10 protein-coding genes are annotated in these 12,595 nt (G+C 58.5%); 5 read left to right on the forward strand and 5 right to left on the reverse strand.

Annotated features, from left to right (window positions below; genetic code table 11):
- The first annotated feature begins 78 nt into the window (after positions 1-78).
- The gene (msrA, locus tag HU759_RS14550) at positions 79-774 is read left to right on the forward strand and encodes a peptide-methionine (S)-S-oxide reductase MsrA (RefSeq protein ID WP_170038333.1); all 696 of its coding nucleotides are present in this window, start codon (positions 79-81) and stop codon (positions 772-774) included.
- A gap of 122 nt (positions 775-896) precedes the next feature.
- On the opposite strand, the gene HU759_RS14555 is transcribed toward msrA, so the two are convergent.
- From HU759_RS14555 to HU759_RS14565, 3 genes are all read right to left on the reverse strand, one after another.
- Positions 897-1,325 carry a nuclear transport factor 2 family protein gene (locus HU759_RS14555; RefSeq protein ID WP_017135518.1) on the reverse strand — a complete coding sequence of 143 codons (429 nt, stop codon included), beginning with the start codon at positions 1,323-1,325 and terminating at the stop codon, positions 897-899.
- 108 nt (positions 1,326-1,433) lie between these two features.
- Complete coding sequence (locus tag HU759_RS14560) at positions 1,434-2,384, reverse strand: alpha-E domain-containing protein (protein WP_017135519.1); 951 nt, start codon at positions 2,382-2,384, stop codon at positions 1,434-1,436.
- Positions 2,385-2,386: 2 nt separating this feature from the next.
- Complete coding sequence (locus HU759_RS14565; RefSeq protein WP_017135520.1) at positions 2,387-3,796, reverse strand: circularly permuted type 2 ATP-grasp protein; 1,410 nt, start codon at positions 3,794-3,796, stop codon at positions 2,387-2,389.
- A gap of 446 nt (positions 3,797-4,242) precedes the next feature.
- Here HU759_RS14565 and HU759_RS14570 point away from each other — a divergent pair, with 446 nt between their 5' ends.
- The 3 genes from HU759_RS14570 to HU759_RS14580 all read left to right on the forward strand — a co-directional run bounded on the left by HU759_RS14570 (position 4,243) and on the right by HU759_RS14580 (position 5,225).
- Positions 4,243-4,788: a hypothetical protein gene (locus tag HU759_RS14570; RefSeq protein ID WP_026013566.1), complete on the forward strand. Its 546-nt coding sequence runs from the start codon at positions 4,243-4,245 to the stop codon at positions 4,786-4,788.
- A 72-nt stretch (positions 4,789-4,860) separates the two neighbouring features.
- Complete coding sequence (locus tag HU759_RS14575) at positions 4,861-5,073, forward strand: hypothetical protein (protein ID WP_170038331.1); 213 nt, start codon at positions 4,861-4,863, stop codon at positions 5,071-5,073.
- An 11-nt stretch (positions 5,074-5,084) separates the two neighbouring features.
- Positions 5,085-5,225: a hypothetical protein gene (locus HU759_RS14580; RefSeq protein ID WP_017135523.1), complete on the forward strand. Its 141-nt coding sequence runs from the start codon at positions 5,085-5,087 to the stop codon at positions 5,223-5,225.
- A gap of 105 nt (positions 5,226-5,330) precedes the next feature.
- Here HU759_RS14580 and HU759_RS14585 read toward each other — a convergent pair whose 3' ends face one another.
- Positions 5,331-10,244 carry a glycosyltransferase gene (locus HU759_RS14585; RefSeq protein WP_225933052.1) on the reverse strand — a complete coding sequence of 1,638 codons (4,914 nt, stop codon included), beginning with the start codon at positions 10,242-10,244 and terminating at the stop codon, positions 5,331-5,333.
- Between the two features lie 159 nt (positions 10,245-10,403).
- Positions 10,404-11,330, reverse strand: a complete 927-nt coding sequence (locus HU759_RS14590) for a LysR family transcriptional regulator (RefSeq protein ID WP_017135525.1) — start codon at positions 11,328-11,330, stop codon at positions 10,404-10,406.
- 112 nt (positions 11,331-11,442) lie between these two features.
- Between HU759_RS14590 and HU759_RS14595 the strand changes: the two genes are divergently transcribed.
- A complete protein-coding gene (locus HU759_RS14595) occupies positions 11,443-12,426 on the forward strand; it encodes an aldo/keto reductase (RefSeq protein WP_099549847.1) in 984 nt (327 codons plus the stop codon).
- The last annotated feature ends 169 nt before the right edge of the window (positions 12,427-12,595 follow it).

The following is a 12,595-nucleotide window of genomic DNA, read 5'->3' on the forward strand; positions in this document are numbered from 1 at the left end:
CGACGATGATGTTGGATCTGCCGGTGCCATCGCAGGCAAGCCAGCTCCCACACTTGACCGCGTACTGGAGTGAGTTCTATGAAGCTTCTCAAGATTTTACCCGCACTGGCCTTCGCCGCTTTCGTCGGCCAAAGCTCGGCGTTCTCCTTCGGTGGTGCCGACGACGCGGTGATGATCGCACCACCGGCCATGGACCTGCCCGCCGAGCCCGGCAACCTGCAAACCGCGGTGTTCGCCGGGGGGTGCTTCTGGGGTGTCCAAGGTGTGTTCCAGCATGTGCGAGGCGTGAAAAACGCCGTATCCGGCTATGACGGCGGCGCTGCAAACACGGCCCAGTACGAGTCGGTCAGCGACGGCGATACCGGCCACGCCGAATCGGTGTCGGTGACTTACGACCCGAGCAAAGTCAGCTACGGCAAGCTGTTGCAGATCTACTTCTCGGTGGCCCACAACCCCACTGAACTGAACCGCCAGGGCCCGGACAGCGGCACCCAGTACCGTTCGGAAATCTTTGCGCAAAATGCCGAACAGCAAAAAGTCGCACAGGCCTATATCGCCCAGTTGGACGCCGCCAAAGCGTTCGACAAGCCGATCGTGACCAAGGTCGAGATGGGCAAGACGTTCTACCCGGCGGAGTCCTATCACCAGGATTTTCTGACCGAGAACCCGTCTTACCCGTACATCGTGATCAATGATTTGCCCAAGGTGGCGCAGCTCAAAAAATTGTTCCCTGACCAGTACCGCGCAGAGCCGGTGTTAGTCAAAAACCAATAACCACCCGGACTGATCGTTCCCACGCTCTGCGTGGGAATGCAGCCCAGGACGCTCCGCGTCCCAAGACGTGACGCAGAGCGTCACAAGAGGCATTCCCACGCGGAGCGTGGGAACGATCGTCTTCAGGATTTGGCCTTGGCCAGGTACGGCGCCAGCCGGCGGCCCATTTCCTCACCCAGCGCCTGCAACCCACTCAACGGGCGCACCATCACTTCAAACTCGACGATCTGCCCCTGTTCATTGAAGCGAATCATATCGATACCCTTGAGCTGTTTTTCACCCACGCGCGCGCTGAACTCCAGCACCACGTTAAGCCCATCGGCACTCGCCAGTTCACGGTGATAGGCGAAGTCTTCGAACACCTTGATCACCGTGTTGAGGATCATCGACACCACCGGCGCGCCGGGGTAGGGCGTGTGGGCCATGGGCGAGCGGAACACCGCGTCAGGTGCGAGCAGTTCGGGCAGGGCGTTGAGGTCGCGTGCGGCCAGCATGGCGTGCCAGCGTTGCAGGGTGTGGGCGGCGGCGGGGTTCAGGTGGAGTTCGGACATGGGCTGTACCTGTTCTTATGTTGGGAAGGTCGTTCACCTGCCCAACATAAGAGCGGCACTCAAGCAGGGTCAATCACCCGAATTGACAGATAAGTAACCCGAATGCACTCACACCACTTCCAGGTACGAGCTGTGAATCGCCCGCGCCAGTTCGCGCACCGTGTCAATAAAGTCCGTGAGCCGGCTGTGCAAGCCGTCCTCCAGGATTTCATCGATGCCGGTATAACGCAGCCGCGCTTCGAACTCGGCCGCCAGGCGTTGAGCCTCGCGCCCGTAACTGCCGGGCAGGTCGGCGAGGATATGGCTCAACTCCTCGATGCACGCGTGCAGTGAGCGCGGTACATCACTGCGCAACAGCAGCAACTCCGAGACCGAGCGCGCATTCAGCGCATTCGGGTACAGCTCGGTGTAAGCCTCAAATGACGACAACGCACGGAGCAGGGCGCTCCACTGGTAATAGCCGCGTGCCGAAAGGTCGCTGACCTCTTCGGATTCTTCGCCGAACATTTCATAACGCGCGTCCAGCAGACGCAACGTGTTGTCCGCACGCTCGACAAAGGTGCCCAGGCGAATAAACCGGTAGGCGTCATTGCGCATGATGGTGCCGGAGGTGGCCCCGCGAAACAGGTGCGAGCGCTGTTTGACCCAGTCACAAAAGTGGCTGATGCCATGGCGCGCCAGGCCGCCGGCGGCGATGCTGCGCATTTCCAGCCAGGTGGCGTTGAGGTTTTCCCACATGTCGGCGGTAATGCGCCCGCGTACGGCGTGGGCATTGCCACGGGCGGCGCGCAGACAGTTGTAGATGCTGGCCGGGTTTTCTTCGTCGAGGGCGAAGAAGTGCAGCATGCGTTCGGCGTCCAGTTGTTTATGACGTTCGAGGTAGCTGTCCAGTGTGCCGCTGCTGAGCAGCGACATGGCCAACTCATCCAGCCCGTCACTGCGCCCGGCCTGGGGCATCAACGACAGCGAATAACTGACTTCCAGCATGCGCGCCAGGTTCTCGGCACGTTCCAGGTAACGGGACATCCAGTACAGATCTGCGGCGGTTCTACTCAACATACTCAGCCCTCCACCACCCAGGTGTCCTTGGTTCCGCCGCCTTGCGACGAGTTGACGATCAACGAGCCTTCCTTCAACGCTACACGGGTCAGCCCGCCAGGCACCAGGCGGGTTTCCTTGCCCGAGAGCACAAACGGGCGCAGGTCGATGTGCCGTGGCGCGATGCCGTTTTCGACGAAGGTGGGGCAGGTGGACAGGCTCAGCGTCGGCTGGGCGATGTAGGCGTGAGGGCGCGCCTTGATGCGTTGGCGGAAGTCCTCGATTTCGGCAGCCGTTGAAGCCGGGCCAACCAGCATGCCGTAGCCGCCGGAGCCTTGGGTTTCCTTGACCACCAGTTCCGGCAAATGCGCCAGCACATGGGACAGTTCATCCGGTTTGCGGCACTGGAAGGTCGGTACGTTTTGCAGCACCGGCTCTTCGTCCAGATAGAAGCGGATCATTTCCGGCACGTAAGGGTAGATGGATTTGTCATCGGCCACGCCGGTGCCGATGGCGTTGGCCAGCACCACATTGCCGGCGCAGTAAGCGGCGACCAGGCCGGGCACGCCAAGCATGGAGTCCGGGTTGAAGGCATGGGGGTCAAGGAATGCGTCGTCGATACGCCGGTAGATCACGTCCACTGGTTTAGGACCGTCGGTGGTGCGCATGAACACTTTCAGGTCGTGCACGAACAGATCGGCGCCTTCCACCAGCTCCACGCCCATTTCCCGGGCCAGGAACGCATGCTCGAAGAACGCGCTGTTAAAACGCCCCGGCGTCAGCACCACCACATTGGGGTTGTCGAGCCGGCTCGAGCTTTTCAGGGTCTTGAGCAGCAGGTTGGGGTAGTGGTCCACCGGCGCGATGCGCTGCTTGGCGAACACTTCCGGGAACAGGCGCATCATCATCTTGCGGTCTTCGAGCATGTAGCTCACGCCGCTGGGGGTGCGCAGGTTGTCTTCAAGCACGTAGTAGGTGCCGTCGCCGTCGCGTACCAGGTCCACGCCGGAAATATGTGAGTAGATGTCACGGTGCAGGTCCAGCCCGACCATCGCCTTTTGATAACCCTCGTTGCCCAGCACCTGGTCCGCCGGGATGATCCCGGCCTTGATGATGCGCTGGTCGTGATAGATATCGGCAAGGAACATGTTCAACGCATTGACGCGCTGGATGCAGCCGCGTTCGATCATGGCCCATTCACTGGCGGGGATGCTGCGCGGGATGATATCGAAGGGGATCAAGCGCTCGGTGTCTTGTTCATCGCCGTAGAGGGTGAAGGTGATCCCGGCGCGGTGGAAGAGCAAATCGGCTTCGCGACGCCGTTGGGCCAACAGTTCCGGCGGCGTATTGGCCAGCCAGCGGGAGAAGTCCTGATAGTGCGCACGGCAGGCGCCGTTTGCGTCATTCATTTCATCAAAGAAAGATCGAGCCATTCCAGTACCTTGTCAGTGCCCAGGGTTGCCTTGGGTGGCACTGCCGCTTAAAAAAACGCATATTTTTATGAGCCTGTGGCTGAGGGTGCCAACGGGCCTGGTCCTTACTTTCTTATGGGGTCGGCTCTGGGTCGGGGGGTAACGAATGCTCCTGTATCCGGGCAGATGAATGCATTAAGCAATGCTTGTGCCGGAACGGTGTTCAAGGCAGTGATTCACTTGTGGCGAGCGAGCTTGCTCGCGCTGGAGTGCGCAGCGCTCCCGCTTTTATTGGGGCCGCTACGCAGCCCAACGCGAGCAAGCTCGCTCGCCACAAAAGCGTGGTGCCACTAAACGCCGCTCACTACAAGGGTGCAGCGAATGCGCCAAATTGGTGCATGAACAAACTTGAACTTCATCCAGCCCCGATTCTTCTAACAAGGCTCGTCACCTTGTGGAGCACCGCCGTGCCCAGAATCATCTCTCCCAACACACCGGCAGCCGCCCTGGACGATCACAACGAGCACAATGCCAAGATTTTCGGCTCACCCAAAGACCGCCTCGATTTCTATCGCCGCGAGATCCAGTACGAAACCACCATTCTGGCCAACCGTACCGACGCCTATCTCTCGGCACAGTCGTTCCTGGTGATCGCCTTTGTCTCCGGCATGGGTAACCTGAACCCGGAGTGGGGCAAGTTTTTTACCTTGGTTGTGCCCGCGTTTCTGGCCTTCCTCGGCATTCTTAGCTCATTGAATGCCTGGCCAGGTATTCGCGCCGCCTACGAAATTATCGACCACTGGCACTACAAGCAGAGCGAGCTGCTGCGCAGTGAGCCGGTGATGGGCATGGCCTACGATGATTCGCCGCTGTTCTGCGAGACCGAATCGTCACACAAGGGCTATCGCAAGTCGCTGCTGTTCTCCATGCGTGCACCGTGGCTGTTTATGGTGTTCTGGGTGCTGCTGGGTGCCTACGCGTTTTATATCCAGGTGGATAACCCGGTCTCTTAAGCAATTTGAACTTCGTGGTGCTGCGCACACCCTTAACTCTACGCAGGCTGCGTTTTACTCAAGAGGTGACCTATGAACACCAGCAAGGACCCCCAAACCGGCAACCGTAACGACCCGGCCATCGATGGCGGCGAGCCGGCGCCCGGCACCGCTGCCGATGCGCCAAAAGACCCGAAACCTGCCAGCGACCCCAAAGCCCGGGAAAACGACTACAGTCCAGACTTCAAGCCCACGCGCGAGCCCAAGCCTGAAACCGATGCCGATATCGACACCCAAGGTGGTTAGAGGAGAAGGTCATGTCCCAGGAACTCGATGACGATGAAGAACTCAATGACCCGGGCAATGAAGACCCAGGTTCATTGATGGATGATGCAGAAGTACCGCTCAACGACCTCGATGATGCAGCGGATGTAGGCAACACCGAAAGTCAGGATTGAGCGTTCGCCTTGGCTCGTCGTTCATACCACGCCAGCTTTGGCTGAGTGCTCAGGTCATGAACGACGGCCCAGCAACTCGGTGCAGGCTGGATCAACGGGTTTCGATCAGGTATTGATCCAGGAATGGTCAGCCCCAATTTTCACGTTGAATTTGTAGCGAAGCGGAAAGTAATGCTCCTTGGCCCTCTTGATCTGTAAGGGCTCTGTTATCGGCACCACCATGCCCTGACGCGCATAGGCCTCACTCACTGTGTTTTCAATGCTGACGACTGGACCGTGCGGCACGAGTTTGACACCGTCCCACTTTGCTTCTCTAGCGAGGCCATCGAAACCTAAGTCGTACATATCGGGTCTTTTGGTTTTAAGCGTGTCATTAAACATATCCGGGCCTACGGTATTAAAAATTTTTTCCTCATACTCTTTGAATTCCTGGGTGAATTGAACGTTGCCATCGGGACCGCGACTGACGGTCGGTCGATTGTTCGCAAAATAGGATTTGTTAGCCGCAAACCGCTTGTTCATCTCCTTGATCATCTCTCCAAGTACAGGGTTGCCGGGTCGAGTAGCAAAGTTACTGGTGTTATAGAACGTTTTGTAATTGGTTACGTAATTCGTCATTGCTGCGCCGAGCAGCACATCGTCGGCGCCTGCTGCTACATCGACGGCCCCGACGTTGCTTTGGATAAGATCATCGGTGTCCAGGTAAAAACCACCGTGTTTATTCATTATCGGGTAGCGGGCTACATCCGAAGCTGCCGCCAGATTCTTCCCTTGCCCTTGTCGGAAGTAGTTGTACATTTCGCCGGTCTTCAACTGCTTGAATGCGGCATCTTCATTAAGATTGAGCACCGTCACGCCGGGAATTTTCTCCTTCAGCTTGCTTTCTATTTGTTTGAACACAGCGGGGCTGTCGGCGTCCACGTGCAGGACTGTTTTATAGCCTGAAGCTCGGGTGGCGTTTTTTGTCATGTTGTCGACCAAGAGGGTGGGAATCTCCTGGCCCGCCCAGAAATAGTTCAACGTTTTGGGCACGGGAGCCAGTTGTTTGGGGATTCTGGGAATCGACGAAATATCCACAAAGTTATAGTGATGGGCGCTGGCTTTTTTAGCCTTTTTGGACGCTTCAAGTGTTCCCCGTTGCCAGTGGCCTTTGGTAGTTCGCCAGTAATACTGCTGGCCTTGCTCGTGGGTGCCTCTCCATGCGCCGGCCGTGCTGTCGAACGCAACTTCCTGATCGACGTTTTTGTAAGTAATCCTGAATGGATTGCCTGAGGTTTCCACGCGTTTAATATCGTCCATCGGCACTACGTAGGTTCCATCTCCCAGCCTGAAAGGCGTCGGTGTGCCACCTGCGCCGGCCAGCAAACGTTCGGATCGGGATAAAGGTGCCCACCCTGTAAGGCCAAGATCCTTGACGGGTATATCGGGGCTCGTGCCGTTCGGATGGCGGATGACGCGCCGGCCGTCTTTGACTTGGGACTCAAAGAGCCTGCCATCAACCTTCACATATTCGCGTTTACTGCGGCCCACCAACACGTTGTTCTGCAACCCCGTGGTCGATAACTCGTCTGCGGCGATGTAGCGGGCTTCATAACTGTGCAGATCATCCAGTGAGCGTACTTCTCCATTGGCAGCAACGCGGTTAGGTTTAAAGTCTCTCAAGGGCAGGCCCATGGCGCGTTGCTTCAATGCATCGTATTCATGCCAATTACCCAGAAACATCACCGCCTGGCGCTCGACTGTTTCTTGGCCCACCTGGATTGTCCCGGTTGCTGCCAGGCCGTGTTGCTTGCTGATGTTCTGGATTGCGTCGTCACTGGAGATTGCTCGCAAACTATTCGAGTCGCCCGGTTTTGGCACGTCTGGGGCGAAGTTCTCCAGCGGCTTGCCGTAGGCCTGCTTCGTGCGCGGATCCAAGGCGTACCACTTATGGGTTGCCTCATCGAACTTAGCCAGGGCTTTTGTGTTGCGAGCGCTGTTGGCGGCACTGAATGCGCCTTCAGCGATATCGGCCCTTTTGGCCACCTCCAACAGGTTGACATGGCGGTACGAACCGCGCAGGTAATTGACACCTTTATAGGCTTTGCCGGCTACAAACTTTACGCCCCTTATAGCGCTACGCGCGAGGTCATCAATACCGCCCAACGGATTGAGCGCGCCCACTGCTGCCCGCCCGACAATCTTGAACCCCAGGGCAGCTTTTGACAGCACGGAAGCACCGACAAATGAAGCTCTCGCGGCCTTGGCAGCGGAGCCGACGCCGACCACGAAACCAAAAATGTCGAACGCCAGGTCGAGAACACCGTCGGCAGTCTTGCCCTCGTTGAAATTTTTAATGGCCGACCTGAACGGAATAAAGCCCAGCAGCACCTCGCGAATGGCTTCGGTGGTGCTGTGTTCCGTCTGAAAGGTCGTTGTTCCCCTGGAATATGCGCCCAACTCAGGCAGCTTCATATCCTCAATCAATGCATCGGCCAGGTATTGGGTTCTGGCACTGGCAACGCTATCAGGTATACCCGTGGCGCCTTTGCGTTCGTCTGTTATTCCCGCGGGGTACTCACCCCTGGGCGTTATCTGGTCTGCTATATAACGTGGGCCGGTAGACGCAAGGCTGGCGGGCGGGAGTGATGCATAAAACAGGCTCGGCTGCGGGGTGATAGTGCCCTCCAGCCGGTTGATTGCGTACTGCCTGGTCTGAGGTTTACCGTTGACGGTACGCAGGGTCTCCACCAGTACCACGCCTGTTTCAACACGCTTGTCATAACTGGAGCCTTGAATGCGGTCGTAGCGAATTTCTTTGTGTACGACGATTTCGCCGAACGCCAGATTTTGCCGGTCTTCCAGTTGCAATTTCGAAATCATGACCTTGAACTGCGCCGACGTGGCCTTTTTGACGGCGTCAGAGAACGTGCGAAAGTCCTCATTGAACTGCTTGATGGGATCCGGCAGGGTTTTGAGGATTGGCAGCAGATCGCCGATATTGATTTCGTCTGATGATGAAACCCATACCGCAGGCTTTCTGTTGTCGGAATCTGGTGGTGGGGATCTAAGCGCCCTGCGATCAATGAGCAGGTCCAACAGTGAGTAGGGGCCGGGGTATACGTTGGTAGAGGGCTGCGACGTAATGCACTTTTTCTCAAACAGCGCTGGGTCCATCCCGGGGCATGCTTTTTTCAAAAGCTCGACCGCAATGGCTTTGGTGGTCGGCGTCTCGAGGAGCGGCAGTGAGGCGGCTTCGCTCATTTCGCTGATATGCCGGTTGAACGCCTCACGCACCTCGGACAGGGCTGTCTGCGTGGTCGGATAGCCCATGCCGTTGGGAACGCCCCAGGCTTTGATCGCCTCGTTCTGGGCGGCATATTCGATCTGGCGTTCCTCGTTCGAGATCGGTGCAATATTGGCCGCGAGCATGATTTGCGCGTAGTCCATGTTGGCTGTCGCGCCTGGCGCTTTCGCTTCCACGCGCGCTACCGCCGTGGTGAAGCTGACCCAGCTGTGCGAACCCATCGTCACTTCCTGCGGGATACCCTTGACCAGAAACTGCGGTGCGCGACTGGCGAGCATGAGGTGGGCCTGCACGGCTGCTGTTTGCGCGCTGGAAGCGAGGCCGTTGGCAAGCAGATGCTCCTCCAGCTCCTTGACCACCCTCGAAGCCGATTTATGGCTGTTGTGGGCTGAAACCAGGGGGTAGCCCTCAATACGTGTTTCACCGTGGGCTTGGTCGTATTTCCCCACGCCCAAGGCCGCCAGCAGCCAGTCGGTGACACTGCCTTTGACTGAGCGAGCCTCGAATGTGGCTTCAATTGCCTTGCCCAGTGCGGTGCCTCTGTCTGAACTTATCAAGCTGCTGATCAACTGCCGCGGATTCAGCTGTTCCTGCGCGGAGATCGATCTGCCGTTGAGCAGATAATCCAGGACATGCTTGAAGGGTTTTAATCTGACGTCGCCGAATTTTCCTTCGGTAATTCCCGTCTTCAGTTGTGTCTGGTTGTCACGTGCAAGTGGTTCGGGCCATGTCAGCGCGCCGCCCAAGTCGCCATGGGGGGCGGCCTTGGGGGGCGTCGTGAGGAGCGCGCTGGAGAGGTTTTCCAGTTGCTCGGGGTTGGTGGGGACGTCAATGCCATGCTCCGTCAGAAATTGAAGCAGGCTGGTTTCGTTGGCGGCGCCAGTGCCCGTTGGCCGGTAGGTGCTGTCTGCAGACAGTGGCAGCGGCTGTCCCAGTTCGGGCTGGAGTTCCTCGAATTTTTTACTGCCATCCTCCAGGGCCATCGCCAGGCGTTGCAGTGCAGCACCCGCCCGGTGCCAGTTGTGGATATCACCCAGTGCCGCTTTCTGTTCCTGTAGTGTTTCTTCGCTGCGCGACTGGATCTTGTCCGCAAAGCGGCCTGGATCGAGGGTTTTGAAGTTACCCGTCTGGTGGCTGATTTCGTCCGCTCGCTTGAGCATGCCAGACAGCGTCAGGTTCTGTGGCTCCTGATAAAATCGACCGACGAGCTTCCAGGGTACAGGTGCGTCCGGGCTATTGACGGGAGGCGCAAAAGGAAATTCGCCATCTATGACGCTCGCGGCCCGCAGGATAGGCCCGCTCAGGGCAGCCCACTGGCTGTCGTCCTGGCCCAGCGTGTGTAATGTGCTTAGCGGGTCAAGAAAGCGCTCACGGTAAAAGGAAATCTGACCTGATTTTGGATCGATTTTTATCGAGGTGGTATCAACCCCCAAGGCCTTGATCCACTGCTGAACATCGGGCAATTGGAAGGCATCATGCAAGTGCCTCCACCATTGGCCAAAGGTGGAGTGGGGAGCAATGTGATCGAAGTCTTCAACATGAGTGCGACGGCCAGCCAGGTTCAGGGCGATCGCGTATTGCATGGCCAGTTCGCTGTCTCCATTGGCCCGTGTGGCAGCCTGCTCTTCCTGCGGGGACGCGGTGTCACGTTTTGGCCTTGAAAGCGGCGGCAGTAGCGGCAACGTTGGAGCAGATGAAGGGCGTGCGATGATCTGATTGGAAACACTGTTCATAGTGGGCTGCCGTTGTGCGTGTGGGAATAGCGCCTCGACGTGGGAACTAACGAGGCATTTCCCTTACGTAACAGCCGCTTCGGTTTGATTCCCTGCTTCCACCGATTCAGTCGTAACCCTATATTTCGCCCCCTCCAGGCCAACCTGCCTGGCCCAGGTTCAATGTGTTTCCATTAACTGCGAACCGATGGTTTTCATCCGGATCATATCCATCAACTGGCGCAAACCCGGTTGCGACTGGCGGCGGCTCGGGTAGTACATGCACAGCGGTTCGCCCATGCAGGCCCAGTCCGGCATGACTTCCACCAGTCGGCCCTCGGCAAGCTGCTGCTGCACGCGGTCGGACAGGCAATAGGCAATCCCCACGCCTTGCAACGCAGCATTGACGATGGTTTCTGTGTCGGCCGCACTGAAGTGCCCGGGCACATCGATGCGTTGTTGGCGCGCACCGTTGCCCAGCTCCCATTTGTAGGTGGTCTTGTCGCCCAGGTACATGCGGATGCACGCGTGCTCCAGCAGGTCCTTGGGTACCTGAGGTGTACCGCGACGGGCGAGGTAGGCGGGGGAGGCGACCATGATCCAGCGCAGTGCGCCGGTCAGCGGCACCGCGACCATGTCCTGTGGCACGGTCGCACCGTAGCGGATACCCGCGTCGTAGCCTTCGGCAATGATGTCGAGCATGTGGTCTTCGACGATCAAGTCCAGGCGCAACTGCGGGTAGGCGTCGGTGAAGTCGCCGAGGATCGGCGCCAACAGCAGCACGGCTGCATCCCGTGGCACATTGATGCGCAAGCGGCCAATCGGCGCTTCGCGGTGCAGCTCCAGGGTATCGAGACCGTCCTGGATGACGGCAAAGCCCTGGGTGAGTTTTTCCGCCAGCAGGGTGCCGGCGTCAGTCGGTTCCACCGCGCGGCTGGTGCGGTACAGCAGCTTGACCCCCAGGCGCGTTTCGAGGTTGCGCATGGTGTGGCTCAGCGCCGAGGTGGTCACGCCCAGCTCATGGGCGGCATGGCGAAAACTGCGGCGCCGGATGATCGCCATGAACACATTCAGATCGGCCAATTCGGAACGATTAAAAGCCGCCATATCAAGCCTCTTTACTAGGAGTTCGGTTGCATGGGGCGTTGAGCCCTATTCAACATCGGATGATCTAGAGTAATTGTTTTCCTACGTATTTTTGCTCTTCGAGGAGTTTTTTATGCGCATCGAGACCCTCCGGATTGCCGGCATCGACAAGGCCGTCTCGCGGATTGCCCTCGGCACCTGGTCCATGGGGGGGCATTTGTGGGGCGGTGCGGACAACGAGCAGTCGATCAAGACCATTCGTCATGCATTGAACTGCGGCATCAACCTGATCGACACCGCGCCGGTGTATGGCCTTGGGCTGTCCGAAGAACTGATCGGCAAGGCCGTGCGCGGCATGCGCCACAGCGCGGTGATTGCCACCAAGGCCGGCCTGCAATGGGACGACGGCACCACCCGGCGCAATGCCACGGCGCGGCGCATCCGCAAAGAAGTCGAAGACTCTTTGGTGCGCCTGGACACCGACTATATCGACCTGTACCAGGTGCACTGGCCCGACCCGCTGGTGGCCCAGGAAGAAACCGCCGAAGAGCTCGAGCGCCTGCGCCGCGAGGGCAAGATCCTTGCCGTTGGCGTGAGCAACTATTCCTGTGCGCAAATGGACGACTTCAGTCGGCACACGGCGCTGGCCACCGTGCAGCCGCCCTACAACCTGTTCGAGCGCGCCATCGACAGCGACATCCTGCCCTATGCCCGCCAGCGCTCGCTGGTGCTGTTGGCCTATGGCCCGCTGTGCCGTGGCTTGCTGACCGGCAGCATGCACTCGGCCACCCGCTTTGCCGGGGATGATGTGCGCAAGCTTGATCCCAAATTCAAGGCGCCGCGTTTCGAGCAATACCTGGCGGCTGTGGCGGCGCTGGACAGCTATGCGCGCGAATGCCATGGCAAGTCGGTGCTGGCCCTGGCCATGCGCTGGGTGTTGGACCAAGGCCCGACCATTGCACTGTGGGGCGCGCGCCGCCCGGAACAATTGAAGGGTTTTGAAGAGGTGTTTGGCTGGCACCTGACCGCCGATGACCTGACACATATCGACCGTATTCTTGCCAGCACGATAAAAGATCCAATCGGGCCGGAATTTATGGCCCCCGCCAAACGTTAGCCTTAACGACAGGGATGTCGGCACACAAACACCATCCCTGTTCGTAGAGGTTTTTGCATGAAGCGCGGTACCGTATTCAAGAACGCTGGTGGTTTGCTTGCTGTGTTGGCTTTGCTGGGGGCCTGGCCAAAGCGATCCCCGACGCTTTCGTATCGGCGGCGGACGCTGG

It is taken from the genome of Pseudomonas sp. OE 28.3 (genome assembly GCF_014268205.2).
GTDB classification, from domain to species: Bacteria; Pseudomonadota; Gammaproteobacteria; order Pseudomonadales; family Pseudomonadaceae; genus Aquipseudomonas; species Aquipseudomonas edaphica.